At 70.0% G+C, this 25,263-nt stretch carries 26 protein-coding genes and 1 pseudogene; 10 read left to right on the top strand and 17 right to left on the bottom strand.

Features of this window, described 5'->3' with window-relative positions:
* Positions 1-224: 224 nt before the first annotated feature.
* Entirely contained in the window at positions 225-1,007 is a 783-nt protein-coding gene (locus ACIO3R_RS15340; RefSeq protein WP_402105942.1) for an SDR family oxidoreductase, read from the bottom strand.
* Positions 1,008-1,086: 79 nt separating this feature from the next.
* Between ACIO3R_RS15340 and ACIO3R_RS15335 the strand changes: the two genes are divergently transcribed.
* A complete protein-coding gene (locus ACIO3R_RS15335; RefSeq protein ID WP_385351354.1) occupies positions 1,087-1,956 on the top strand; it encodes a hypothetical protein in 870 nt (289 codons plus the stop codon).
* Between the two features lie 98 nt (positions 1,957-2,054).
* Here the strand turns inward: ACIO3R_RS15335 and ACIO3R_RS15330 are convergent, their stop codons facing one another.
* The 3 genes from ACIO3R_RS15330 to ACIO3R_RS15320 all read right to left on the bottom strand — a co-directional run bounded on the left by ACIO3R_RS15330 (position 2,055) and on the right by ACIO3R_RS15320 (position 4,390).
* Positions 2,055-2,261: a DUF397 domain-containing protein gene (locus tag ACIO3R_RS15330; RefSeq protein ID WP_363070652.1), complete on the bottom strand. Its 207-nt coding sequence runs from the start codon at positions 2,259-2,261 to the stop codon at positions 2,055-2,057.
* Positions 2,262-2,554: 293 nt separating this feature from the next.
* The gene (locus ACIO3R_RS15325) at positions 2,555-3,424 is read right to left on the bottom strand and encodes a helix-turn-helix domain-containing protein (RefSeq protein ID WP_385032105.1); all 870 of its coding nucleotides are present in this window, start codon (positions 3,422-3,424) and stop codon (positions 2,555-2,557) included.
* A gap of 243 nt (positions 3,425-3,667) precedes the next feature.
* Positions 3,668-4,390 carry a GPP34 family phosphoprotein gene (locus ACIO3R_RS15320; RefSeq protein ID WP_024491270.1) on the bottom strand — a complete coding sequence of 241 codons (723 nt, stop codon included), beginning with the start codon at positions 4,388-4,390 and terminating at the stop codon, positions 3,668-3,670.
* Between the two features lie 179 nt (positions 4,391-4,569).
* Here ACIO3R_RS15320 and ACIO3R_RS15315 point away from each other — a divergent pair, with 179 nt between their 5' ends.
* The 4 genes from ACIO3R_RS15315 (at position 4,570) to ACIO3R_RS15300 (ending at position 10,307) form a co-directional block, all read left to right on the top strand.
* Positions 4,570-7,158 (top strand): serine hydrolase, encoded by a 2,589-nt coding sequence (locus ACIO3R_RS15315; protein WP_402105939.1) that lies wholly within the window; start codon positions 4,570-4,572, stop codon positions 7,156-7,158.
* 283 nt (positions 7,159-7,441) lie between these two features.
* On the top strand, positions 7,442-9,250 hold the full coding sequence (locus ACIO3R_RS15310; RefSeq protein ID WP_402105938.1) for an MFS transporter: 1,809 nt from the start codon (positions 7,442-7,444) through the stop codon (positions 9,248-9,250).
* 152 nt (positions 9,251-9,402) lie between these two features.
* Positions 9,403-9,918: a hypothetical protein gene (locus ACIO3R_RS15305; protein WP_402105937.1), complete on the top strand. Its 516-nt coding sequence runs from the start codon at positions 9,403-9,405 to the stop codon at positions 9,916-9,918.
* On the top strand, positions 9,915-10,307 hold the full coding sequence (locus ACIO3R_RS15300; protein WP_402105936.1) for a winged helix-turn-helix domain-containing protein: 393 nt from the start codon (positions 9,915-9,917) through the stop codon (positions 10,305-10,307). Before ACIO3R_RS15305 ends, ACIO3R_RS15300 begins: the two co-directional genes overlap by 4 nt.
* 4 nt (positions 10,308-10,311) lie before the next feature.
* On the opposite strand, the gene ACIO3R_RS15295 is transcribed toward ACIO3R_RS15300, so the two are convergent.
* The 3 genes from ACIO3R_RS15295 to ACIO3R_RS15285 all read right to left on the bottom strand — a co-directional run bounded on the left by ACIO3R_RS15295 (position 10,312) and on the right by ACIO3R_RS15285 (position 13,312).
* A complete protein-coding gene (locus tag ACIO3R_RS15295; RefSeq protein ID WP_402105935.1) occupies positions 10,312-10,497 on the bottom strand; it encodes a hypothetical protein in 186 nt (61 codons plus the stop codon).
* A 149-nt stretch (positions 10,498-10,646) separates the two neighbouring features.
* Positions 10,647-11,888: an MFS transporter gene (locus tag ACIO3R_RS15290; protein WP_402105933.1), complete on the bottom strand. Its 1,242-nt coding sequence runs from the start codon at positions 11,886-11,888 to the stop codon at positions 10,647-10,649.
* 38 nt (positions 11,889-11,926) lie between these two features.
* On the bottom strand, positions 11,927-13,312 hold the full coding sequence (locus tag ACIO3R_RS15285; protein WP_402105931.1) for an NAD(P)-binding domain-containing protein: 1,386 nt from the start codon (positions 13,310-13,312) through the stop codon (positions 11,927-11,929).
* Positions 13,313-13,417: 105 nt separating this feature from the next.
* Between ACIO3R_RS15285 and ACIO3R_RS15280 the strand changes: the two genes are divergently transcribed.
* Positions 13,418-13,810, top strand: coding sequence for an ArsR/SmtB family transcription factor (locus ACIO3R_RS15280; protein WP_402105930.1), 393 nt, complete (start codon positions 13,418-13,420; stop codon positions 13,808-13,810).
* Between the two features lie 72 nt (positions 13,811-13,882).
* Here ACIO3R_RS15280 and ACIO3R_RS15275 read toward each other — a convergent pair.
* The 4 genes and pseudogenes from ACIO3R_RS15275 to ACIO3R_RS15260 all read right to left on the bottom strand — a co-directional run bounded on the left by ACIO3R_RS15275 (position 13,883) and on the right by ACIO3R_RS15260 (position 16,646).
* Positions 13,883-14,945, bottom strand: a pseudogene (locus ACIO3R_RS15275) (ArsO family NAD(P)H-dependent flavin-containing monooxygenase).
* Entirely contained in the window at positions 14,942-15,163 is a 222-nt protein-coding gene (locus tag ACIO3R_RS15270; RefSeq protein ID WP_385038084.1) for a DUF2180 family protein, read from the bottom strand. Before ACIO3R_RS15270 ends, ACIO3R_RS15275 begins: the two are co-directional and overlap by 4 nt.
* Complete coding sequence (gene arsB, locus ACIO3R_RS15265; protein ID WP_402105929.1) at positions 15,163-16,341, bottom strand: ACR3 family arsenite efflux transporter; 1,179 nt, start codon at positions 16,339-16,341, stop codon at positions 15,163-15,165. The genes ACIO3R_RS15270 and arsB overlap by 1 nt, the downstream gene beginning before the upstream one ends.
* On the bottom strand, positions 16,338-16,646 hold the full coding sequence (locus ACIO3R_RS15260; protein WP_385038079.1) for an ArsR/SmtB family transcription factor: 309 nt from the start codon (positions 16,644-16,646) through the stop codon (positions 16,338-16,340). Before ACIO3R_RS15260 ends, arsB begins: the two co-directional genes overlap by 4 nt.
* A gap of 94 nt (positions 16,647-16,740) precedes the next feature.
* Here ACIO3R_RS15260 and ACIO3R_RS15255 point away from each other — a divergent pair, with 94 nt between their 5' ends.
* A complete protein-coding gene (locus tag ACIO3R_RS15255; RefSeq protein ID WP_402105928.1) occupies positions 16,741-17,247 on the top strand; it encodes a PT domain-containing protein in 507 nt (168 codons plus the stop codon).
* A 67-nt stretch (positions 17,248-17,314) separates the two neighbouring features.
* Here the strand turns inward: ACIO3R_RS15255 and ACIO3R_RS15250 are convergent, their stop codons facing one another.
* A complete protein-coding gene (locus ACIO3R_RS15250) occupies positions 17,315-19,402 on the bottom strand; it encodes a restriction endonuclease (protein WP_402105927.1) in 2,088 nt (695 codons plus the stop codon).
* 397 nt (positions 19,403-19,799) lie between these two features.
* On the opposite strand from ACIO3R_RS15250, the gene ACIO3R_RS15245 reads away from it, so the two are divergent.
* Positions 19,800-20,420, top strand: a complete 621-nt coding sequence (locus ACIO3R_RS15245) for a hypothetical protein (RefSeq protein WP_402106056.1) — start codon at positions 19,800-19,802, stop codon at positions 20,418-20,420.
* Between the two features lie 964 nt (positions 20,421-21,384).
* Positions 21,385-21,723 (top strand): MerR family transcriptional regulator, encoded by a 339-nt coding sequence (locus tag ACIO3R_RS15240; protein ID WP_385038069.1) that lies wholly within the window; start codon positions 21,385-21,387, stop codon positions 21,721-21,723.
* 444 nt (positions 21,724-22,167) lie between these two features.
* Here ACIO3R_RS15240 and ACIO3R_RS15235 read toward each other — a convergent pair whose 3' ends face one another.
* From ACIO3R_RS15235 to ACIO3R_RS15220, 4 genes are all read right to left on the bottom strand, one after another.
* On the bottom strand, positions 22,168-22,590 hold the full coding sequence (locus ACIO3R_RS15235; protein WP_385038067.1) for a hypothetical protein: 423 nt from the start codon (positions 22,588-22,590) through the stop codon (positions 22,168-22,170).
* 439 nt (positions 22,591-23,029) lie between these two features.
* Positions 23,030-23,251, bottom strand: a complete 222-nt coding sequence (locus ACIO3R_RS15230; RefSeq protein ID WP_402105926.1) for a hypothetical protein — start codon at positions 23,249-23,251, stop codon at positions 23,030-23,032.
* Positions 23,252-23,436: 185 nt separating this feature from the next.
* A complete protein-coding gene (locus ACIO3R_RS15225; RefSeq protein WP_402105925.1) occupies positions 23,437-23,841 on the bottom strand; it encodes a hypothetical protein in 405 nt (134 codons plus the stop codon).
* Positions 23,842-23,934: 93 nt separating this feature from the next.
* Positions 23,935-24,498 (bottom strand): peptide deformylase, encoded by a 564-nt coding sequence (locus ACIO3R_RS15220; protein WP_402105924.1) that lies wholly within the window; start codon positions 24,496-24,498, stop codon positions 23,935-23,937.
* Positions 24,499-24,599: 101 nt separating this feature from the next.
* On the opposite strand from ACIO3R_RS15220, the gene ACIO3R_RS15215 reads away from it, so the two are divergent.
* A complete protein-coding gene (locus ACIO3R_RS15215; RefSeq protein WP_402105923.1) occupies positions 24,600-24,851 on the top strand; it encodes a hypothetical protein in 252 nt (83 codons plus the stop codon).
* A 230-nt stretch (positions 24,852-25,081) separates the two neighbouring features.
* Here ACIO3R_RS15215 and ACIO3R_RS15210 read toward each other — a convergent pair whose 3' ends face one another.
* Complete coding sequence (locus tag ACIO3R_RS15210) at positions 25,082-25,228, bottom strand: hypothetical protein (RefSeq protein ID WP_402105922.1); 147 nt, start codon at positions 25,226-25,228, stop codon at positions 25,082-25,084.
* Positions 25,229-25,263 lie beyond the last annotated feature (35 nt).

Below are 25,263 nucleotides of genomic sequence, written 5' to 3'. Positions count from 1 at the left end.
CCACACCATGAGCAGGCACTTCGTCAGGCTGCGCAGAGAACGTCAGAACGGCAGAACGAGAAGACCGAGGACACGTCCAGAAGCGCCGAAGAGCACAGAAAGACCGCACGGGATGCGGGTCCCGTGCGGCCGAGAAGGAGGAGAAGGAGGAGAACCGGCGTTGCCCGGCTCCCTGTTGAGCTGCGTGTCCGACTCGCTCCGGAGCGGGCCGGCGGCGCGGCGCCTCAGCGCATCAGCTCGCCGGCATTGACCAGCAGGGACTGCCCGGTGATCGCCCGCGCCCGGTCGGAGGCCAGGAACACCACGGACTCCGCCACGTCGCCGTCCGTGGCCAGCTCCGGAAGCGCCATGCGCGCGGAGAGCCTCCCCAGCACCTCGGCCTCCGGCACCCCCTCGGTGTGGGCCGTGAACTGTACGTAGGCCTGCACCGGCGGACCCCACATCCAGCCGGGCAGCACCGTGTTCACCCGGATCCGGTCCGGCCCGAACTCCCGGGCCATGGAGTACATCGCGGAGGTGAGCGCGCCCTTGGAGGCCGCGTACGCCGCCTGCCGCACCTGGGACGGCGCGGCCACCGCGGACTGCGTGCCGATGACGACGACCGATCCGCCCCGCTCCTTCAGGGCGGGCAGGCAGGCGCGCGTCATCCGCAGGGTGCCGAGCAGGTTGACGTCGATGACCGACTTCCAGGTGTCGAGGTCGGCGTCCTCGACACCCCCGAAGTAGCTGTCCCAGGCGGCGACATGGACCACCGCGTCGAGCCGCCCGAACCGCTCGACGGCCAGCGCCGCGAGCGCCTCGCACTGCGCCTCGTCGGTGATGTCGGTGGGCAGGTACGCGGTATGGAGCCCCTCGGGATCGATCTCGGCGGCCGACTTGGCGAGACGGGCCGCGGTGCGCGCCCCGAGGACCGCGTTGCCGCCGTCCCGTACGACGGTCGCCGCGATCCGGTGCCCGAGCCCGGCGCCCACTCCGGAAACGATGACGGTCTTCCCCGTGAGCAACATCGGTGCCTCCCGGCTCTGGCAGTTCTCCTGACGGGGCGTCAGAGTAGGTCCCTCCGGCGGAGTACGGAAGGGGAACGGCATGAGTGAGGAAACACGGGACGAGCCGGCGCGGGAGAGCGCGACGCGGAGCGACACGTACGCCGAACTGGCCGCGCTGGGGCCGTACGGAGTCCGCCCCGGCCACGCGCTGATCACCATGGTGGAACCGCACCCGGGCCATGAGTACGCGTACAACCGCTGGTACGAGGACGACCACTACTACGCGGGCGCGATGGCGATGCCCTGGATGGCGGCCGGGCGGCGCTGGGTGGCGACCCGGGAACTCCAGGAGCTGCGGTACCCGGAGAAGTCCGCGATCGCGACGCCGGTCGCCGCCGGCTGCTACCTGTCCACGTACTGGGTGACGGAAGGGCGCTACGACGACCACATGAAGTGGACCGTCGGGATCAACAAGCGGCTGAACCGGGACGGCCGGGTCTACCAGGACCGCACCCATGTCTTCACGTCGTTCCAGGACCACGAGGCGACGGTCTACCGGGACGGCGCCGCGGGGCCGCGTGACTTCCACGCCCTCGACCATCCGTACCGCGGGCTGGTCCTGGAGGTGATCGACGCCGAAGGGCCCGAGCAACGGGCCGAGTTGCTGGAGTGGCTGCGCTCACGGCACCTGCCGAAGCGGCTGAGCGGGTCGCCCGCGGCGATGGTGACGGTGTTCCGTCCCACCCCGCTGCCGGGCGACCGGATGACGTATGTGAAGCAGGTCGAGGGCGTCGACACCCGGCTGACCCTGCTCTGGTTCCTCCAGGAGGATCCGAGGGAATGCTGGGACGGGCACTTCACCGGGCTCGACGGGGCGGTCGCGGAATCGGGCCTGGGGCGGGTGGAGCTGGTGGCACCGTTCATTCCGACCGTGCCGGGCACGGACCGTTACGTGGATCAGCTGCGCTGACCTCGCGGAGAGCCCCCTCGGCCAGGACGGCGAACCGGGCGAGAGGGCTTCCGGCAGCACCTGGATCGGTGCGGCGACAATGCGTGGGAACTCATCGGTCAGGCGTCGACGGCACCCTTGGCGACATCACGCACGAACGTGTTCCAGGCGCCCGGGACGAAACCGATCGAAGGGCCTTCGGGAACCTTCGAGTCACGTACGGCAATCGCCTGCACGAGAGGGGACCTGACTTCGACGCAGGCGCCGTTGCCCCCGGAATACGACGACTTCGTCCACTTGTCCGTAGCACCCTGACGAATGGCCATGTTCACTCCGGTTCAGAGAGTTGTGTGAGTGGCGCCAACGATGTTCTGTTGGCGTGATCGACGCTACTCGCCAAGCCCCGTGCGTGAAGGGGTCGTTCACTCGACCGGATGGCATATACCAGGTGGGTCTTCCGTTACGAGGTGGCGGCGGTGTACCGTGCCGCCGCCCCACCCGTAACATCGCTTCTTTTCTCTCATTCCGGACTTCACGGGCTGGCTGGTTTAAGTGCCCGTTCAGCCGTGTCCGAGGCCGCGTCTCAGACCGTCTGTCAGGCCGTCTGCCGGACCGTCTGTCAGGCGGGATTCAGCCCGGTGTACTCCTTCGCGATCCCGTCGATGAAATGCCGGGTCTGCTCCACATTCAGGGCCTGCGCCCGCAGATGCTCGTACATGACGCTGTACCGCTGCACGTCATGCGCCTTCTCCAGATAGAGGTCGCTGGTGACTCCCTCGATGTAGACGACGCTGGAATCCGCGGCGTCCGGGAATTCCAGGATGGCGTACTGCCCGTTGATTCCCGGGTGGGCGCCCATCTCGAACGGCAGCACCTGGACCGTCACGTGGGGCAGGTGCGACAGCTCCACCAGGCGCTCCAGCTGCTCGATCATCACCTGCTTGCTGCCGACCGTCCGGCGCAGCGCGGACTCGTCGATCACGGCCCACAGCCGCAGCGGGTGCTCCGGGGCGTTGATCCGGTCCTGGCGGCGCGAACGGACGCTGACGCGCTTGTCGATGTCGGTCTGCGGCGCCTCCGGCAGCGCGCCGTTGATCAGCGCCTCGGCGTACTGCCGGGTCTGCAGCAGGCCCGGGATCACCTGGGGTTCGTACACCCGCAGCGACTCGGCGTCGGTCTCCAGTCCGATGTAGACGCTGTACGGGATGTCGCCGAAGGCATGCCACCAGCCCTGCTGGCGGGAGTCCTTGGCCATCTGCATGAGCGAGTCGACGATCCGGTGGTCCTCGACCTCGTACACCCCGCAGAGATCGCGGACATCGCGTTGGCTGATGGAACGGCGGCCGTTCTCCAGGCGGCTGATCTTCGACTGCGAGACCAGCAGCCGCTCTGCCACCTCCTCGGCCGTCATGCCCTTGATCTCGCGCAGGCGGCGCAATTCCTGACCCAACCGGCGTCGTCTGACGGTGGGATTGACGTTGGACGGCACGGAAACGGCACCTCCGGCTATGTAGCTGTGCGTATCTACTGCTCAGCAGATTGCCACCCCCGCCCCCGGCCGCGCTGGGAAACGGCCACACGCAGCGGCGCGGGGCAGCCGGTGGAACCGGCTGCCCCGCGCTTGGTGCGGCTCCCGAACCGGGTCTTTGGGGACGTCGGTGCGGCGGTATTCGGTTGTTGCCGTGGTGCGTTGGTGCGGTGCTGCTGGTGATGCCTCGGCGTCCGTGCCGCCCTAGTGGGCCGCGGTGTGCGCCATGCTGTCGCGGCGTGACTGCGACTGCGCTTGCGGTTGCAACGGAACGCCGGCCGCCTGGTTGCGGCGCGGTTGTGCGACCGCCCCGTTCTGGACGTCCATCACGGCATGCGCCACGAGACCGCCCATCGGGTCGTGTCTGATCAGGTCCCGGAGCCGGGAGCGCGAAGAGCGCCCCTCGTTCCCGGGGTACAGGTGCTTGCCGAGTCCGACCGCGTGGGCCAGTGCGGCGAGCGCCGCGGTCCGCGGGTCCGGCGGTACGCCGGTGCGGATCGCACTGTCCAGCCGGGCCTTGATGTCCCGGCTGATTGCCGTGTCCGTCGCCTGGTAGCGAGTCGTCGGCAGCACTCCGCACATCTGGCCCGCCACGGCATGCACCATGCCGCACCGCTCCAGATGAGCGAGGTAGATCTGGCGAAGCCCCAGTCGGGGTCCGCCTATCCAGTGGACGGCCCGAACCGGGCTGCCGCGTCTGCGCAGCAGTTCCAGTGCGGAGTCCAGAGTCGGATCTCCTGTCGGCCGTGGCATCACCACGGCGATACGATCCCCGTCAGGGGCTATCCGTCCTGCCAGGGCCAGCTCTACAAGCTGGGCTCCGGCGAGGCCGAGGTCGAGCGACTGCGGCTGCGCTGTGGTACCCGTGGTCGGGTCCAGAGCGAGCAACAGAAGCTCCTCCGGAATTGTTCTGCGGCTCCTGCCCATCCATGCCTCCCCGCGTGGATGAGTGACAGGGTGACCCCTCTCACATCTGTCTGTCGAGGGTGCCTGGGTGCTTTGTACTGGAACCAGTAGGTATGTCGTTCTCGTCTAGCAGTCCAGCCGAGGGTTCACACGGGACACTGGTAGATGGTTCGGACAGCGCGGGGATGTCCCCGTGCCGCATGGAGGAGGCATCGGTGGCGGGCGAGTCCCCCGACAAGTCGGAGCAGCAGAAGTCGTCGGGAACGGCTCGGAGCGAGCACGATCCGCGGCTCGCGGTGTTCCGCGAACCCGACTCCCCGGCGGAGTCCGGCGGCAGGGCGGACACGGCGACGGCGGTTTTCAGCACGCAGCGGTCCGAGTCGGGCTCCGATGCTGGGCCCGCGGCCGTGAAGGGCGCGCCTGGAAGCCCTGAGAGCCCGGTGGAGGCCCCCGGGGCCGAGTCGGGCGCCAGGGAGACGGCCAAGGAGCCCGAGGAGCCTGCGGAGGGCGCCGAGCCCGCTGGGGCGACCGGCACGGCGGAGACCGGTGCGGCGCAAGCCGACGCGACGGATCCGGCGGACGGGCCGGAGGGGCCGGAGAGCGCGGCTGCCGAGCCCGAGAAGGGCGATGCGCGGCTGCGTGCGGCGGTTGCCGCCTGGGTGACGACGGACGGCGACGCGCAGGAGGACGGGGCCGGTGACGGCCGGGCTGCCGACGAGCGGTCCGACGATGCCCCGTCCGGCGACGAGCGGTCCGACGACGAGCCGGAACCTGTGGCGGAAGCCGAGGAGCCGGCCGGGAAGCAGGCCGACGAGCCGGCCGGGCGCTCGGATGCGACCGCGGAGGGCGAGGCCCGCGTGCCCCGTACCCGTGAGGAATCCGGCGCGGAATCCAGTCCGGAATCCCGCCCGAAGCCCAACGAGGACGCCGAGCGGCGGGCAGAAGAGAAGCCCGAAGAGAAGCCCGAAGAGAAGCCCGAAGAGAAGCCTGAAGAGAAGCGCGACGGTAAGTCTGAAGCGAAGTCTGAGCGGCAGCCCGACGCGAAGGCAGACAAGGGATCGGACAAGGAATCCGGCGAAGAGTCTGACGGGAAGGCCGACGGGAAGGCCCCCGTCGGTGAAGGCGCGCAGGTCAGCGGCGCGGAGCGCGGGATCGACCAGGCGACCGCCGTCTTCAAGGCGCCCCGGTTGCCCCGCGTCGACCAGCCGACGACCGCGCTGAAGATCACGCCGCCGTCCACCGGCAAGCCGAAGCCCGGGTCCGAGCCGGATTCCGCCCGGAAGTCCGAGCCCGAGACCCCTGCCGAGCGGACCAGCAAGTTCGTACCGCTGCGCGCCGACGACGTACGGCCGGCCCCCGCGCCGCGCAGTCCCGAGGCCCCCGCGCCGGAGTCCGGCTCCGGTCGGTCCGGTCCGGCGTCCGGTCCCTCGTGGGCCGCCCAGCTGCCGCCCGACGCGTCGCTCAGCGGTGCCGAGCGGACCCGGCAGCAGCCGATGCCGCCCAGGCCGCCGCTCGACCTGCTGGCCGAGCTGACGAACACTCCGCCGCCGCCGGAGACCCCGGTCCGCACGGCCGTGCGGAGGGTCAAGATCTGGACGCCGCTGGTCCTGCTGCTGCTGATCGCGTTTGCGATCGCGCAGATGGTGCGGCCGCTGCCCGAGCCGGCGCTCGTGATGTCGGCGAAGTCGACGTACAGCTTCAAGGGCGCCGACCTGAAGCTCGACTGGCCCGCGCAGGGGCAGTCGGCGGTCAGCGTGGACGGTGTCGGGTCGCTCGGCTCGGCGGGCAAGCAGAAGCCGTCGCCGATCGCCAGTGTCGCCAAGATCATGACGGCGTACGTGATACTCCAGGGCCACCCGCTCGCCGGCAAGGACCAGGGCGAGAAGATCACGGTGGACCAGCAGGCCGAGGACGAGTCCAAGGCCGAGGACGAGTCCAAGGTGCCGATCACCAAGGGGCAGAAGTTCACGGAGAGGCAGATGCTCCAGCTCCTGATGATCCCCTCGGGCAACAACGCCGCCCGTCTCCTGGCCCGCTGGGACGCCTCCTCCGAGGCCGCGTTCGTCTCGAAGATGAATGACGCGGCCAAGAAGCTCGGGATGAGCCACACCACGTACACGGACCCGAGCGGTCTGAAGAAGACGACCGTCTCCACCGCCGACGATCAGCTCAAGCTGGCCGCCGCCGTCATGAAGAACGAGGTGTTCCAGGGGATCGTCGACACGCCGCAGATCAAGATCGACGGCATCGACGCGACGATCTACAACAACAACACCATCCTGCTGGAGCCGGGGGTGAGCGGTATCAAGACCGGTTCCTCCACCCCGGCCGGCGGCAACCTGGTCTGGTCGGCCAACACCGTCGTGGACGGCAAGAAGCTGTGGATCTACGGCGCCGTCATGGGGCAGCAGGCAGGCACGGGCCAGCCGTACGACAGCCTGGTGATGTCGCTCACCAACAGCCTCAAGCTGATCAAGGGCGCACAGGGGGCGGTGACCTCCGCCAAGGTGGTCCGCAAGGGCGATGTCGTCGGGTACGTGGATGACGGATTCGGCGGCCGCACGCCGTTGGTCGCGACCGCCGACCTGAAGGCGAAGGGCTGGCCGGGCCTGGAGGTGGAGCTCTCCGTGGCGGGCAACGGCAAGGAGATCTCGCGGACCATGACGGCAGGCACCGAGGTCGGGGTGGTGACCGTGGGAACGGGCAGCGCCAAGGTCAGTGCTCCCGTTGCCCTGCAACAGGACCTGACGGAACCGGGCCTCGGCCAGAAGCTGACCCGTATCAGCTGACGCGCATCAACTGGCCCGGACGGAAGCCGACCCGCATCACCCGATGCGGGTCGGCTTCCGTCTGAACGTCCAAACGTCCAAACGCCGGAACGTCCGAATTCCCGAATGCCCGAAGGCGGGGCGCATGGTGCCCGCAGGGCCTTTCCGGACAGTGTCAGAAGCTGCGTGCTAGCGTCCCGGAAGCAACGCGTGTATCCCGGAACGCGTTTTCTGGCAATTGACGCCGACGCTGCGAGCGGGTCGGCGGTTTCACCGCGTCCGGGGAGGGACGGGGAGAGTCGCAGTGACCACTGCTGAGCCGACACGGGCGAAGCGCGACGAGGACGGGGTACGGGGCTCGGGCGGAGGATCCGCACCGGACGGTGCCGGCCGGCTCGACGCGTTCAAGCGGGGCTGCGTCCGTCACCCGGTCCTGCTGACGACCGCGGTGGCCGCGGCGGCCCACATCCTCTGGTTCTTCTTCTTCGCGAACAGCGGCGGCGACATCGCGGCCCAGGACGCCTGGGCCGAGTTCGTGGGACGGCACCCCGGCACCGCGTACAACCTGGCCTGGTACGGGGGCATGCACCCCGTCTCGTACAGCGTCGTGTCGCCGTATCTGATGTCGGTGCTCGGTGTCCGTACGACGATGATGATCGTCGGGACGGTCTCGGCGGGGCTGACCGCGCTGATCCTGGTCAGGGTGCGGGCCGTCCGCAATCCGATCGCCTGCTCGATGGCCGGTGTCTTCGCGTACCTGTGCAACGCGATGTCGGGCCGGGTGACGTTCGGTCTCGGCATGATGTTCGCGCTCGGTGCGGTGGCGGCGGTGTTCTGCTGGCCGCACCGCTGGCGGTACAAGCGGTGGGCGAAGGCGGTCGTGGCCGCGCCGCTCGCCGGACTCGCGACGGCCGGCAGTCCGGTGGCGGGACTCTTCCTCGGCGTGGTCGCCGCCGCCCTGTTCCTGAACAAGCGCCGCCCCGGGGCGTACGCGCTGGGGCTCGCTCCGGTCGTGGTGGTGGCGCTGTCGGCGTGGCTGTTCCCGTTCTCCGGTACGCAGCCGATGTCGATCGCGACGCTGTCGCTGCCGTTCGTCTTCGCGGTCCTGGTCTTCTTCCTCGTGCCGCGCGACTGGAAGACGGTACGGACGGCGGCCGCGGTGTACGGCATCGGGACGCTGCTGACGTACGTCGTGGACTCGCAGATCGGCTCGAACGTCTCGCGGATGGCGATGCTGTTCGCCGGCGTGGTGCTGCTGGCCGCACTGCCGTACGCGGAGCCCCGCTCCCGGCGGTGGTACGCGCTGGTCCTCGCGTTCGCCGGGCTCAACTTCTGGATCGGCTACAAGGGCGTCGACGACATAGTCCGGACCGCGCCGGACGCGTCCTGGGCGCGTTCGCTGGCTCCGCTGGTCAACCAGCTCCAGAAGGTCGGTGCCGAACGGGGCCGGGTCGAGGTGGTCCCCCCGAGCAGCCACCGGGAGGCGTCCGCGCTGGCTCCGGTGGTGAACCTGGCCCGCGGCTGGAACCGGCAGGCCGACATGGAGCGCAACCCGCTCTTCTACGACGACACCCTGGACGCGGTCAACTACCGGCAGTGGCTCGACCGCTGGGCCGTGCACTACGTGGTGCTGCCGCAGGGTTCTCCCGACTCCAGCGGCGCGCTTCAGGAGACGGAGCTGGTCAGCAAGGGGCTGCCGTACCTGAAGCCGATCTGGTCCAACTCCAACTGGCGGCTCTACTCCGTGGACAGCCCGGTGCCGCTGGCCGATCCGCCGGCGACGGTGGACGAGGCCGGTGCCGGGGAGCTGACCATCCATGTGAAGAAGGCGGGCCGGGTGCTGATCCGCATCCCGTACTCGCGCTGGCTCGCCCTGGTCGACGAGGAGGGCCGGAGCGTGGAGCGGCCCCAGGAGACCGAGGAGTCCAAGAAGCGTGAGGACAAGGACCTCCCCAAGGACTTCGTCAACACGAACGGCTGCCTGATCAAGCTGGAGGAGGACCAGTACGGCGACGAGTGGACGGAGCTGCTGGCACCGCGCGCGGGCGTGTACCGGCTCGGCGCGCCCTACCACCTTCCGCCGGGGACGCCGTGCCCGGACGAACTGCGCTGACGCCGGAGAGGGACCGGGCATCGGCATCGGGTGTGGCAAGTACTTTCCATACTGGAAAGTCAATGCCATGATGGGTCACGCCGACAGCCGCCGGGCTGCTCGCGTGCCCTCTGCCCTCTGTCCTCTGTCCTCAGGAAGGATTCGGTGTGCTCATGCCGTCGCAGGAGAACAAGTCCGCACCTCTGGAGGGCGTGGACCGGTCGGCGGCGCATGCCGAGGACGCGCTGAAGGGCGTGGAGACGGCCAGGGAGCGGGCCCGGCTCACGTCCGGGCGGGTCCCGGCGTGGTACGGACCGGCCGTGGCGGCGACGCTGGTGCTGCCGAGCGCGGTGCAGGCCGGGAGCCTGGGCAAGGGTGGCTGGGCGACGGCGGCGGCGCTCCTTGTGTCGCTCCTGGGACTCGTCGCCGTGTTCGCGCTCGTCCGGGCCGCGCGGCGGGGAACGGGGGTCCTGACCACGCACTCCTTGTCCACACGCCTGCGCCGGGGCCGGATCGCACTTCCCGCCGTCCTCGCGGCGGGCCTCCTGGCGGGAGGGGCCTGCTGGGTGTCGGGGGCCGGGGAGGCCACGACCCGGATCACGGCGTTCGCCGTAGGGGGGCTCGGGGTGTGGGGCGTCTGCATCGCCCGTAACGCGGCGATCGACCGGGCACTACGGGAACTCGCGTGAGAGGCGACCCGCCGGGGCGGGGGCGGGCCGCCCTGGACGAGACCATCCACCATCCGACCCGGCTGGCCGTGGTCGCCTTTCTCTCCGCGTGCGACGAGGCGGAGTTCGCCACCGTGCGTGAGGGCTGCCAGGTGTCCGACTCGGTTCTCAGCAAGACCGCGTCGACGCTGGAGGCCGCCGGCTACCTGACCGTCCGCAAGGGGCACGTGGGCAAGCGCCCCCGGACCTGGCTGTCGCTGACGCCCGCCGGCCGACAGGCCCTGGCGGGGCACGTCGCGGCGCTCCAGAACATCGTGACCACGGCCCGCAGCGCGGGCGCGGGGACCGGGGCGGCTGCCGCCCCGGCGGCCACCGACACCGCACCGGACCACCCGGCGCCGCTGAAGTGAGCGGCTACGCCTTCACCGCCTGTGACGTTGCCGCCCGGAACGACCCGGTCGACTCGAAGTGCGCACGGAAGAAGCCGTCCCGCGTGTCGGCGATGTCGGCCGAGAAGGCGTAACCGCTGCCGGACCAGTTGGCCTCGGTCGTGACCAGGTCGGCCCACTGCTCGCCGTCGGGCGAGTACTGGATGTGCACCGGGATGTGCCGGGGTTCGCGCCGCGATCCCTCCGTGCTAGTGCGGTGGAGGCCGCGGCTGGAAGGCCTTTCTATCGCACGGCTGTGACATCGGGCCCATGGGTTTTCGCCATGGGCCCGCCCGCCCGGCCGGGCGGCCCGTGGCCGGGTCAGGGGCCGGGTCGTCGAGGCGGAGCGGGGCCGGTTTTGACTGCGGTGTTCAGCGCGATCAGCGCCGCGAGTGCGGAAAGCGCGGCGAGCAGTGCGAAGAGGAGCGGGTAGCCGCCGAGTGGTGAGGCCAGTGCCGCGCCGGCGAAGGGGGCGAGTGCCGAGGCGGTGGTCGCGGGTGCCGCGAGGAGACCGGACAGGCGGCCGTAGTGGGTGGTGCCCCAGCGGTCGGCGATGGCGGTCGCCTGGAGCAGGGTCAGATTGCCGCGGACCATCCCGGCCGCGACCGACAGGGCGACCAGCAGGGCGTAGGGGCCGGGCGTGAAGGCGAGGGCAGCCGTGGTGACGCCACCGAGCCCGATCAGCGTGGTGGTGCGCGCGATGACCCCGGTGCGGCGGGCGAGTGCCGCGTACAGCGTGCGGCCGAGGGTCTGTCCGGCGCCGCCCAGACCGAGCGCCCAGACGGCCTGGTTGGTTGAGTATCCGCGTGCCAGGAGAAGCGGGACCAGGGCGACGACGACGGCGTAGAGCGTGAACGCGGAGAGAGCCAGTGCGGTGGCCAGCGTCCAGAAGGGCCGGCTGCGCGCCACCGCGGTCGCGGAGTCGCCGGCGTGGGCCGGTGCGGGCGGTGCCTTCGGCCAGGGCGCCTTCAGCGCCAGGGCGTGGGCGGGCACGGTCACCGCGGCGAGGACGAGGGCGAGGAGGGCGTACGTGGCGCGCCAGGTCAGATGGTCGGCGAGCAGGGCGGTCAGGGGTGCGAAGACGGTGGAGGCGAGCCCGCCGGCGAGGGTGACGACGGTGAGGGCGCGGACGTGGTCGGGGGCCCACCAGCGGGTGAGCGCGGCGAAGGCGGGCTGGTAGAAGGTGGCCGCCATCGCGAGTCCCGCCAGCGCCCAGCCGGCGAAGAAGACCGGCAGGCCGGGTGCGGTGGCGATGATGAGGAGGCTTGCCGCGCCGAGGACGGAGCCGGCGGTCATGACGGTGCGCGGACCGCGGTGGTCGATGATCCGGCCCACCCGGATCCCGGCGAGGGCGGAGACGAGCAGGCCCGCGGAGAACGCGGCTGTCGTCGCGCCGGTGGACCAGCCGGTGTCGGCGGTGATGGCGGGGTTCAGTACGGGGAAGGCGTAGTAGACGACGCCCCAGCTGGTGATCTGCGTGGCGCACAGGGCGGGGAGCGCGGCGCGGGGCCGCGACCGGTGCCCCGTTCCGGTCGCGGCCCCGCTCGCGTCGAGGTCGGTCATGGGTCAGCGGCTACCGCGCTCGACCGGGCCGGCGCACCTCAGCACCCGCCGGACGCGGTGTCCTCGGCGACCGCCACCGGCAGGGAGAGGCCGGCGCCGACCTGTACGAGTGCGGGGGCCGGAGCGCAGCAGCCGCCTTCGTCGGCCTGACCGGCCGCCGGGTCGTCGAAGAGTCCGGCGCCGCCGCAGACTCCGGTTTCGGGGAGGGCGAGTTCGACGCGGTCGGCGGCTTCGGTGTCGCCCGCGATCGCGGCGGTGACGGAGCGGACCTGTTCGTAGCCGGTCATGGCGAGGAACGTCGGGGCGCGGCCGTAGGACTTCATGCCGACGAGGTAGACGCCCTGTTCGGGGTGGGACAGTTCGCGGTGGCCGTGGGGGTAGACGGTGCCGCAGGAGTGCTGGTTCGGGTCGATGAGCGGGGCGAGCTCCACCGGTGCCTGGAGGCGTTCGTCCAGGGCGAGGCGGAGTTCGGACAGGAAGGAGAGGTCGGGGCGCAGGCCCGTCAGGACGATGACTTCGTCCACCGGGTCGAGGCGCCGCCCGTCCTCCCCGACCAGGACCGGACGGCCGTCGTCGGCGGGCTCGATGACCTCGGTACGGAATCCGGTGACGGCTTCGGCGTATCCGTTGTCGACGGCGGCCTTGGCCGCCAGGCCCAGGGCACCGCGGGCGGGCAGCTGGTCGGCGCTTCCGCCCCCGAAGGTGGAGCCGCTGATGCCGCGGCGCAGGATCCACACCGAGTGCGTACCGGGCTCGTCCCTCGCCACGTCGGCGAGGGCGGCCAGCGCGGTGAAGGCGGAGGCCCCGGAGCCGATCACCGCGGTGCGCTTCCCTGCGTAACGGGCGCGGACGGCCGGGTCCTTGAGGTCGGGGACGCGGTAGGAGATCCGGGCCGACGCGGCGTGCTCGCCCAGGGCGGGCAGTCCGTCGGCGCCGATCGGGCCGGGGGTGGACCAGGTCCCGGACGCGTCGATCACGGCCCGGCCCAGCACCCGCTCCTCGGTGCCGTCGGCGAGGACGACGCGGAGGGTGAAGGGCTGCTGTTCCCGGTCCGCGTCGACGACCCGGTCGCGGCCGAGGCGGGAGACACCGGTGACGGCGGCGCCGTGGCGGACCTTGTCCCCGAGGACATCGGCGAGGGGCTGGAGGTACTGCGCGGCCCAGTCGCCGCCCGTGGGGTAGGTGTCCGCGTCGGGCCTGGCCCAGCCGGTCGGCGCCAGGAGCTTCTCGGCGGCGGGGTCGGTCAGTTCGCCCCAGGTGGAGAACAGCCGCACGTGCGCCCAGCCGCGCACCGAGGTCGCGGCCGTGGGTCCGGCTTCCAGGACCAGTGGTTCGATGCCGCGCCCGACCAGATGGGCGGCGGCCGCCAGCCCGACGGGGCCGGCGCCGATGACGACGACCGGAAGGTCTGCAGGGGTGGTCATGGCGGTGATGTCCTCCGGGATCGGCGACCGCTCCCGGCCGCTGTTTCGATTGCTGTCTATATAAGGAGCTTGCCACTCGGTATCGATGAGTGTCAACATAGACGTATGTCGAAGTTGGAGTTTGTCGAGCCGTCGGTCCTGGACGCGGGCGGCGAGCTGCCGGTCCTGGACGCGGGCGCCGTGGTGCCGTGCTGCCCGCCGATCACCGCGGGGGAACTGTCGCAGGTTGACGCGGAGAAGATGGCCGTGATGTTCAAGGCGCTGTCCGACCCGGTGCGGCTGCGCCTGTTCTCCAAGGTCGCCTCACATCCCGGCGGCGAGGCGTGCGTGTGCGACATCTCCGACGTCGGGGTCTCCCAGCCGACCGTGTCCCACCACCTGAAGAAGCTGCGCGAGGCGGGGCTGCTGACCTCGGAGCGGCGGGGGACCTGGGTCTACTACAAGGTCGCCCCGCCCGTCGTGGCGGCCATGTCCGCGATGCTCGACCTGCGCGGCTGATTCCCGGGCCGCGCCTGCGGGGCGGCCCTTGCCCCCTGGTCCCGGCGGCCGGAGGCGTCGGATCAACCGACCTCAGCGGCCGAGGAGTTCGGCGATCTCGCCGGCGGCGTCGCGGGCCGGGCGCCCCACGCCGATGAGGGTGGCGGAGGCGGGGCCGGTCCAGTCTCCGTAGCCGAGCAGGTGCAGGCGAGGCTCCTCGACCGCCCGCGTGCCGTGCGTCGGGACGTGGCCGCGCGGCCCCCGGGCCCAGCGGGGCGAGGTGGGACAGGGCCGGCCGGAAGCCGGTGCACCAGATGACGGCGTCGGCTCCGGCCCGTGTGCCGTCCGCCCACTCGATGCCCTCGGCGGTGAGCCGGGTGAACATCGGGGACGCCTTGAGCAGTCCCGCATCCCGTGCTTCACGGACGGGCGGGACGGCGACGATGTCGCCCAGGGAGGCGACCCCGCCGGTATCGGTGCGCCCTTCGTCCAGGGCGCGGCGCCGGGCGGTCGCGGCGTCGAAGAGCGCCCGGCCGTCGATGTCGTCGGCGAGGAAGCGTGGCGGGCGCTGGGTGGCCCAGGTCAGGTCGATGTCGTCGTGAGTGGTGAGGTCGGCGGCGATCTGCGCTCCGGAGTTCCCGCCGCCGACCACGACGACCCGCTGCCCGGCGAAGTCGGCCGGTCTCCGGTAGCCGGTGGTGTGCAGTTGGCGGCCGGCGAAAGCGTTCCGGCCGGGGACGGCGGGCAGGAAGGGCCGCCACCAGGTGCCGGTCGCCGAGACGACGGCCCGCGCGGACCAGACGCCCGTGTCCGTCTCCACTCGCAGCCGATCGCCGTCCCGGCGTACCCGCCGGACCCGGACCGGTCGGTGAACGGGCAGGTCGTAGCGCTGCTCGTAGTCGCTCAGGTACTCCACGACGTGCCCGGCCCCCGGGTACTCCGGGCCCGGCCGGGCGGGCATGGGCCGGCCGGGCAGCGAGGAGAAAGCGGCGGGGGAGAACAGGTGCAGCGAGTCCCAGGTGTGCTGCCACGCCCCGCCGGGTGTGCCCTGCGCGTCCAGGATCACGAAGTCCAGCTTCTTGCGGCGCAGGTGGTACCCGGCCGCGAGCCCCGCCTGGCCGCCGCCGATCACCACCACGTCCGTCCGCGTCGTCACGGCGTCAGGGCCGCCGCGCCCGGCGCCTCGGCGGCTGCGCACACCGGGCACAGCACCCTGCGGGCCCCGGCCGCGCCGGGGGCTCCGAGCGGGCTGCCGCGTCGGACGCTCCTGGCGGCGACGCGGGCGTGGGCCGCGCAGACGCCTGCTCCGCAGCCCTGGCAGACACCGACGGCGGGGCTGTCCGTTCCGGTGGTGCGGCAGTCGAGGCAGTGCATCAGGAATTCCCTTCCGGGGTGGTGAGTGCTGCCGGTGCGAACTTCTTGCGCCAGGCCAGCGCCACGTACACCAGCCCGATCAGGACGGGGACCTCGATGAGGGGGCCGACCACGCCGGAGAGCGCCTGGCCGGAGGTGACGCCGAAGGTGGCGATGGCGACGGCGATGGCCAGTTCGAAGTTGTTGCCCGCCGCCGTGAAGGCCAGCGTCGCCGTGCGGTCGTAGGCGAGCCCGAGGGCCTTGCCGAGCAGGAAGGAGCCGAAGAACATGATCGCGAAGTACACCAGCAGCGGCAGGGCGATCCGTACGACGTCCAGCGGCTGCGAGGTGATCGTCTTCCCTTGCAGGGCGAAGAGGATGACGATGGTGAACAGCAGCCCGTACAGCGCCCACGGCCCGATCCTCGGCAGGAACTTCGCCTCGTAGGTGTCGCGGCCCATCCTCTTCTCGCCGATGCGGCGGGTGAGGAAGCCGGCGAGCAGCGGGACGCCGAGGAAGACGATGACGTTGAGGGCGATGTGCCACACGGGGACGTCGAGGCCCTGTCCGTCCCCCAGGCCGAGCCAACGGGGCAGCAGGTCGAGGTAGAACCAGCCCAGCACGCCGAAGACCAGGACCTGGAAGACCGAGTTCAGGGCGACGAGCACGGCGGCGGCTTCGCGGTCGCCGCAGGCGAGGTCGTTCCAGATGATCACCATGGCGATGCAGCGGGCGAGGCCGACGATGATCAGGCCGGTGCGGTACTCGGGCAGGTCCGGCAGGAAGATCCACGCCAGGGCGAACATGACAGCGGGCCCGACGAGCCAGTTGATGACCAGCGACGACACCATCAGCTTGCGGTCGCCGGTGACGCTGTCGAGCTTGTCGTAGCGGACCTTGGCCAGCACCGGATACATCATGACGAGCAGGCCGAGCGCGATCGGCAGGGAGATCCCGCCGACCTCGATCTTCGCCAACGCGTCGTTCATCCCGGGGACCATCCGCCCCAGCCCCAGGCCGACGGCCATGGCGAGCAGGATCCACACCGCGAGGTAGCGGTCGAGGGTGGAGAGCTTCCTGACGATCGAGTCGTCCCCGTTGCCGTTGCCGTTGCCGTTCCCGTTCCCGTTGCCTCCCCCGTCCTGATCGGTGGCGGTGGTGGTGGCGGTGGTGGCCGTGTTCGTGGGCTCGGTGGTCACGGGCAGGCCCGCTTGTTCTCGACCGCGGTACGGGCGGACTCGGCCAGCGCCGCGAACTGCGCCGAGAGGCCGGCGAGGACCTCGGGGCGCAGCTTGTAGTAGGTGAAGCGGCCGCACGGCTCCGTATCCACCACACCTGCCTCGCGCAGGATCTTCAGGTGGTTGGACAGGTTGGTCTGCTTCGCCCCGGTCTCCTCGACCAGGTGCGTCGTACAGAGCGTCTCGCGCGCCAGCAGGGTCACGATCCGGAGGCGGAGCGGATCGCCCAGCGCCCGGATCAGATCAGGATCGACTGAAGTCAGCATGCACTGATATTCTCACATCATTGCCTACTGATGCCAGCGTGGACTGAAGTCATTGATGACTGATGCTGCCGGGCGACGAAAGAGAGCGATCATCATGGCCGAGTCCTCCGACAAGCCTTCCGGTATGCCCTCCGACAAGCCGTCCGACAAGCCTTCCGGTATGCCCTCCGACAAGCCGTCCGTCAGCCCCTCTGACAAGCCGTCCGTCCTGTTCGTCTGTGTGCACAACGCGGGCCGCTCCCAGATGGCCGCCGCCTGGCTGACCCACCTGGCCGGGGACCGTATCGAGGTCCGCTCCGCCGGCTCGGACCCCGGCGACGCCGTCAACCCCGCCGCCGTCGAGGCGATGGCCGAGGCCGGCATCGACATCTCCGCAGAGGCCCCGAAGATCCTCACCGTCGACGCGGTCCGCGAGTCCGATGTGTGCGTCACGATGGGCTGCGGCGACACCTGCCCCGTCTTCCCCGGCAAGCGCTACCTCGACTGGAAGCTGGACGACCCGGCCGGCCAGGGCGTGGCAGCCGTCCGCCCCATCCGCGACGAGATCAAGGCACTGGTCGAGGGCCTGATCAATGAGATCGCCCCGGAGCCCACCGTGTGAGCGGGGTGCGTGACAGGCGGGACAGACGTGCAGGATCGGCGGCGCCCCGCTCGAAGGTCGCACGGCGTCAGGGGTGCTGGTCCACGTCGATGCCGTACTCCTGGATCAGTTCCTCCAGGCCGCCTCGGTATCCCTTGCCTCCGGTGACGAACTCCCAGTCGCCGTTCGCGCGGCGGCGGAAGGACCCCAGTACGAGGGCGGTCTCGCCGGTGCGCCCGTCGGAGACCTCCAACTGGTCCAGTGGGGTTCGCCCGGAGTCCAGCAGCCGAATACCTGCGTCGGCGAACCCGGACAGGTCGGCCGCGGGGTTGGCGACGGGATCGACCGCGGCGATGACGACGAGGCGGTCGGCGCGCGCCGGCAGGGCGTCGAAGGAGACCTGGATGGCGGCTCTGTCCGGCGCGACAGGGACGAGTGTGCGGACCGTGCCGTCGGGTGTCCGGGGGTTGTTGAAGAAGACGAAGTGGTCGTCGTCCAGAACCCGGTTGCCCTGGCAGACGAGCGCGCACACATCCAGGGTGACGTTGCCCGACCAGTACATGCCCAGCACGTTGTGGTCGTCCGCGCCGGTCTCGTTGTTAGGCGCCGGCCGCTGTGCAGGCACAGAGCGTTCGCCGTCGCCCAGTCGCCCGCGCAGCCCGTGGCGGTGCAGCAGGTCGACCAGCTCCGAGCCCGCCACCAGTTCCAAGGGCTTGCCGTTGGCGAAGGTGTGCGAGCCGGGTCCGAATCCGGACGTCGTGACCAGTACACCCTTGTTGGCGCCGGCGTCCTGGACGGTGCCGTACAGGTCGCGGACGGCTGTCGGGGGCACGGTGTTGCGGTAGCGCTTGACCTGGACGACGATCTTGCCGCCGCGAATCGGGGTCGGGTCCAGCGCATCGACGTCCACACCACCGTCGTTCGAGCGCTGTGTGGTCACGGCCTGCATGCCCATGGTCCGGAAGAGATCGGCGACCAGCGCTTCGAAGGCGAGGGGATCCATCGCGTACAGATCCGGCTCCTCGTCGCCCCCATGGGTGACGACACCGTTGCCGACGTCCTCGGGAACCCGGCCGGGCCGCACGGGCGCGTACTGGTCGGGGCGCGACGACAGCTGCCCCCGGAGTCCGTCCACCAGGCAGTTGACCGCGTTCACCTGTTCCAGATGCAGTTCGGCGAAAGCCGACCGCGACGCCATGACCGTGCCGAGGAACATGGGCGCCCGTCTGCCGGTCGTCGGGTCGTGATCGTCCACGAACCCGTTCAACGCGACCGATTCCAGCGCGCCGAACTCATCGGCCGCGAAAAGATCACGCAGAACCAGCAAGAGACACTGCGCGAGTACGTCCCGGTACAGGGCGCGGCGCTGCGTGACCGGTCGGGGCGACTCCTTCTCCTGGTCGGCGTTGATCATGTAGCGCACCGACTTCGCCTCCGGGACGATGTCGTACCTGGGCAGCTCCCAGTTCAGTACCAACTGGCGTGCGCCGGAGTCGTACGCCGCGGACACCTGGCGCGGCAGGTCCTCCGGCCAGCCGGTCGAGGCGTAGAGGGCGGCGGAGAAATACTCCACTGCGGCCTCGGGCTCACCGTTGCGAAGCCCCGTCGTCATCTCCGCGATGCCGGCGTTGTGCCGACGGATCTCGCCCAGCTGGGTGTCGGCCCACTGCTGGTACTGCAACTGGTAGGAGGCCAAATGCTGTTGACGCTGCACTTCCGCAGCCTGCGCGGCCTGCCAGTCGCGCTCGAACCCGGACCGGGCCTCCGCCTGCGCCTGAGCCCGCCGCGCGGCGGTCCAACCGCCCTGCGGCTGGTACTGGTTCGGGTCCGGCATACGGATGGGGTGGGCGAGCTGCCCCGGGGAGAACGCCTCGACGCGCTCCGCCCGGCTCAGCGCGTCGGCCCTGAACGCCGGAGCCCGGCACCCCGCCGCCAACAGCCCCTGCAACGACTCGACCCGCGCGTCGATTTCCTCCGTGCGCCGCCGGGCCTCTGCCTCGCGCTGCTCCCGGTAAGCCACCTTTTGCTCGCGGTGGCTGCGCGCGAGCTCTCGTTGGTAGGCGCGTTGCTGCCTCTCCTGATCCCGTTGGTATCTGGCTTGCGCCTCACGTTGACGTTGCTGTTGGCGCTGCGCTTCCGCCCAGACACCGACCAACCCATTGGAGCGACGGTTCATGCTCTACAGGCCCTCCCCACCAGGGACTCGGCGTGCGTGCACCCAGCCCTGGCCCCATAACCAGCAGTGATGAGGCGACTCTAGTCGGCAACCGGTCGGGCGCCCATGCCCTTGCCGCGGTTGACCTCCACTCCGTCCCGACCTGCGCGTACGCGAGGTGAATTCGCCGAGTTCGGCGGGACGTCAGCCCTCCTCCGGGGCGGAGGGAAGCGCCCGGAACGTTCCGCGGTTCCGAACTGAGGAAAGGCCGGCTACTCGGGCCACGGCACCTCATAGGCTGCGGCACACCGGCACGCCGGGGCACCGGCACGCTGGGACACCGCCGCCATGTGAGGGGTCATCGTTGGAACAGTTGCGAAGAATCGTCGGCATCCATGCCGGGCGCGGACAGGGCCCGGTGCGATTCCGCCCCGAAACCTGGCGTCCATGGCTGGAGCCGCACGGAGCCGGGCACGTCCTCGACGCCGGTAAGGAATGCGTGAGCGGGCCGAGCGGAGACCGCCTGATCAGCCGGGACGACCTGGCGGCGATACGGGAGCGCGCCGGCGACGACCCCGACGGACTGCGCGATCTGTTCGTAGCCGTCATGGTCTGGGGCTCGGGCACGACCGACGGACGCGGTCCGTGGCGCACGGATGCGGCCCTGTCGGACGTCCGCATACGGAGTGTCCTGCGGACCACGTGCGCATCGGTGCGGAGCGGGGACTTGAGCGCGGCCTACAGCCAGTTCGCCCTCAACGGTGTCCGCCGCTCCTTCTTCACCAAATGGTTCGCGGCCGTGGACGACCGGGGCACCGAGTCAGACCGGGCCCTGATCCTCGACGACCGGGTATTCCATTCTCTGAACGCCCTCGGGTGGTCCAGCTGGGAGGCGGCGGGCACTCGCCATTGGCCAACGAGGTACGCCACCTACGTGAGCACCATGCACGGCTGGGCGGGAGCGCTCGGAGTCACAGCCGACTGGCTGGAGTGGCTCCTGTTCGATCTGAACGGTCAGGTAGACGCTGACGAGTCCTGAGCCTGAGTCCTGAGTCCTGAGTCCTGAGTCCGCGTACCGCTGGGACGCAGAACGGACGACCTGTCGCCCCGGGCAGGAAGTCCGGCCGCCGGGGGTGCTCGACATCGCGATGCGGTGCTGGTTTCCCTGTTCAGCGTGGGCGGGCCGGCTGGCTGGGCGGGCTGGCTGGGGTGGGACCACCGCGCACCCGTTCGGTGGCCAAGGCCGACTATCTCTCGACCTGACTCACGGAAATCTATGTCGACCGTAGTAGACATTGGGTGGCGGCGTGGCTATGGTTTCTCTCGTAGCCCAGAGAGACGGCAGGGCCCGGCAGAGACGAACTGCCGGGCAGGAGTAACCGCAGGACGGTGCGGTGGTGGAGTTTCGAAGCCAGGGTTGTTGCACGACGGCGACGGGACTGACGACCGGACCGGGCGGCCCGCAGCGATCAGGGGCTGCCGTGAGCAGGACCGCAGTGCACGCAGTAGCAGTTCGGCAAGTGCAGTACCCAGCAGCGAGCCAGTGAGCAGTACCTCGGTGAAGGCGTCGGCTGCGGGCGCGCGTACCGGGAAGTTCGGCAGTGGGGTTCCAAGCCAGAGCAGACGCAGGACGGGCGACGGGGCTGGCTGCCGAAGAGTGGCGCTGTCGCAGGCCACCGAGCAGTTCGCATCACCAGCAGTACCAAGGAAAGCAGTACCAGCAGCAGGCAAGTGATTGATCCCAGAGGGAAGAAACGGAGGACCAGGCGCCATCAGGATCGCCCGGGCGGAAGCCTTGAGCCCGGGTACCGCAGGACATCGATAGTGAGGTGGTCTCCGGTCAAGCAACCGCGATCCCCGCAACCCCGACGCCTTCCAGGCCGGGCCAGCGGAAACAGAACGCCGGCGCAGTATCAAGGCCGGCAGATGGTGTAGCAGTTCCTTCGGGGCCCGGGTGCCATACGGCACCCGGGCCCCTCCACGCGTTCCACAGAGAGGTGCAAATGACAGCAGACGACTCGTTCGGCCGTCTCGACGACGACGACTACCCCGCCTACACCATGGGCCGGGCAGCCGACATGCTCGGCACCACCCAGGGCTTCCTCCGCGCCATCGGCGAAGCCCGCCTCATCACCCCGCTCCGCTCCGAGGGCGGCCACCGCCGTTACTCCCGCTACCAGCTGCGCATCGCGGCCCGCGCCCGGGAACTCGTCGACCAGGGCACCCCCATCGAAGCCGCCTGCCGCATCGTCATCCTGGAAGACCAGCTCGAAGAGGCACAGCGCATCAACGCCGAATACCGCCACGCCGCCGAATCGGAGAACCAGGCGACCGCGAGTTGAGGTGGCGTGTGCCCGCCGGGTGCCGTGCACACCTGGCGGCGCCCCGGGCCAACACATCAACCCCGCCCGACCTGCCGGCCCCCCGCTCCAACTGGCTCGCATGAACAGTGGGCGTCGACCTTCAGTTGATGGTGCTGGGAGCACAAGTGACAGGGCCGCTCAGCAGCAGCGCTGCGCGGCCCTGATCTGCGTCGGGACCGACTTGCGGGCCGACTGACGAGGGCGTCGCAGGTCGATGCCGCCGCAGTGGTTGCGCCCTTGAGGCCGCAAACAGGGACCGCTCCTGGTCCCAGCGGCGCGTCGGCGATCGCCACGCGGTACATCCCACCCGTCTCCGGTATCCCCACCGTGCCCTGCGGAAGCCGCCCCGTCGGAAGCCGCCCCCGTCCGCTCACGCACCGCTCACGCAAATGGCCCCGGGCCGCGGCCGGACGGGGGCACGTGTCAGGCGTGGACGCCGACGCCGGTCTTGCATTTGCTGAACGTGCCCTTGACGAGGCAGACCTTCAGGGTGCGCGTGGCGCCCTCGTCGAGGTTGCCCGTCGTCGTGTCCGTGTACGGCGACGAGTGCCCGCGCGTCGTGGCCTTTCGGCCGTCGTTCAGCGTCGCTTCGATGCCGTAACCGTCCGCCAGCCCGTCGTAGGCGATCAGGGTGTCCCCGGTCGAGGACCCCAAGGAGCCCGGGTTGGCCGCCCAGGAGCCGTGCCCGGCGAAGCTGCCGTTGTTGAAGACCTCCACGCGACCCGAGCCATCTGTGTACGTGTAGGTGATGAAGTAGATGTCCGGCGCGGCGCTCGCGGAACTCACCGGTCCCGCGAGGGCCAGACCTGTGGCCAGCACCGTCGCCGCGGCGGCGACAGACGCCATTCTCTTACCCCGTGTCTTCACTTGTGACCTCGCCTCACGGAAGTTGATGTTGAACGAGGCACATCATTCAGTGTCGGGCGAGCCAACTGCAGTCGATTTTTGGCCAAGTGGATCACGGGTGCGCCAAATCGGCCAGCTATGTACACATTTCCTTCACCGAAGATCAGGAAGGGGAGGACGCGGAAGACCAGGAGAGGGTGACGCGGTGGCCTGGTCAACTTCGTTTGATCCCCGAGCGCGGCAGAGGGACGACCACGATCAGGCTGTTGACCCTGGCCGGCTTCGGGGTGGCGGGATTTGAACCCACGACCTCTTCGTCCCGAAGCAACGTGGGTGGCGGTGCAGCCATGGACCGTCGTGCCCCTGACCTGCTGAGATAATCTGCGGACGCCTGTGCTTGTCCGTCGTTGTCCGTCGGTGTTGTCGCACGGTTAGACACTCACCCAGGTTCGTTGGTCGGGATCACCAGCTGATCCTTCGACGCCGCGTATGCGCGCTCGACCTCGCCCAGGTACTGCTCCAGGCGAAAGTGAACCTCCTCGATGACCCTCCCGTCGAAGCCCGGGTACATCAGGTCGGACCAGATGACCGTCTCGCCCCGGAGCCGGATCCGGATGGTCAGCCTGCCCGGCCCCGGCTCGGGCTGTTCCTGGGCTGCCACATCAACCGTGCACGGCATATCCGTCGGATAGAGTTCGCGAGGTTTCCCGGCCTCATGTGCGCTGAATCCGTTCCACGCGATCTCCTGCCGCCTCTGCGGGCTACGCGGAGGGGCGCCGTCGGATCAGGGGGCAACCCTCAACACGGCACGGTCACTGCCATGAGATTGCCGTCCCCAAGGTGCAGTCATCCCCGGCCAGGAGTGATCGGGCTGCCGACAACGGAGTCTCCCGTCTTGATGCCGATCCAATCACCGGCATGCCGCTGCTGGGGGGACAGAAGGAGGCCGCGGTGGGCTCTCTTCGCCCCGTCCAACCAGGGGTAGTGCGGTCGGAGCTTGTCCTCATCGCCTGCCAGGACCAGCGCCACACCCTCGTCGAAGCCGTGCTTCAGCAGGTTCCGCAGCACTCGCCTGGCATCGCACTCGTCCAAGAACTGTGCGTCGTCCATCACGACAACGACCGGCTGCTCAGCAGACGCCTCCGACAATGCCTCTTCGAGCTCGTCGTGCCCGATGTCGTCTTGATCGAAGCAGGCCACCACGCCGTCTCGATCAGCCAACGAAGTCGGGGCGGCCCTGGTGGGAGCCACGGCGGTGGTGGCGCTTCTCGCTCAACTCATGGGCCGCGAGTGACTCTGCTGAGGCGGCACCACCGGCGGGCGTCGAGGTCGCTGATTTCGGGCCTACTCGTACGCCCAAGCCCGTCCGGTCTGCCGGTACTCCCTCACGGGGATCGGCTCCACTCCGGTGCGCATGCGGGCGGTGTAGAGGAAGCCTTCGAGGTGGTCGATCTCGTGGTGGATGAGGCGGGCGAGGCCGCGTTCGTACACAGTGGTCGCGGTCTCGCCGGTCAGGGCAGTGGTCTCGACAGCGATCGTCAGGGGGCGGGGGACCAGGCCACGGACGTCGAAGAAGCTCAGGCAGCCCTCGTACTGTTCGTCCATCTCGTCGGAGTGGGTAGTGATCCGCGGGTTGAGCAGGATGATGGCGGGGGCGTCGTCGGGCGGTTGGACAACGGCGGCGGTTCGCGCGATGCCAATCTGCGGGGCGGCGATACCCACGCCCTTGGCGAAGGGGTGGACCTGGCCGATTCGCTCCATTGCGGCGAACAGCTCGTCGGTGATGCGCTCGGCCTCGCCGCGCTCGGCGGGCAGGTCGAAGGCGCGGGCCGGTTCGGTGAGGATGCCGGCGCCGTGTTGGACGACGCCGAGGTCGCGCATCTCCTGGCTGGGCCGCACGTCAATCACCTGAACTCCCCTTGATCTGTGCCGCGTTCGGGCTGGGCCCGAAACCGCCATTCCAGACGGTACCGAGCGTGCAGGGCGGGTGTGGTCGTGATCCACGTGAATTGCCTTTGCACACCGACTCCCTGGCATTGGTGGCCGAGGTCGGCGGCGGTGTTTGGTGCCTGTTCCCGTGGGCGGCGGGCACTCACCTCGGAGGTGTCGACCTCAGCCTGTCCCAGGCCGCTTCCCTGGGGGCGCACCTGGGACGCCTTCACGAGGGGCTGGGCCGGGCCTGTGATCGAGGGTTGCTGCCCGCGGTGCCCGAGACGGTGACCGCCGACGTGACGACGCCGGAACGCGCGGTGGAGAAGTAGAAGCGGCTGTCCGGAGCGGTGGGAGACAACGGCACCGACAGCGCTTTCGACGCGGCCGCGACGGCCGCTCTGGAGCAGAGAGGCATGCTTATCCGCAAGCACGCCGGCTGCCGGCCACGAGACGAGGTCCCTACGGGCCCCCACGGGTGGACACACGGCGATGTCCAGCCGATTCATTGGGCAAGTCGATTATCGGGTTCGAAGCTGTCGGGACTCTTGGCCCAGGGATCTCAGCTGTCGCAGGTGCGGGTGGCTTCGCCGAGACGCGGTAAAGAATGGTTCTGCGCACACGACACGATCTGGCAGCCGTAGTGCCGGCCGACGGCTGCCATCTGCGGGTGATGCATCGAGATCCCGGCCATGTGCTCGACGGTCACCGGCGACATCACACGATCAAGTTCAGTAGCGGCCC

Source organism: Streptomyces sp. NPDC087428 (assembly GCF_044744085.1).
In the GTDB taxonomy this organism is placed as follows: Bacteria; Actinomycetota; Actinomycetes; order Streptomycetales; family Streptomycetaceae; genus Streptomyces.
This window is presented reverse-complemented; position numbering and strand designations above follow the sequence as displayed.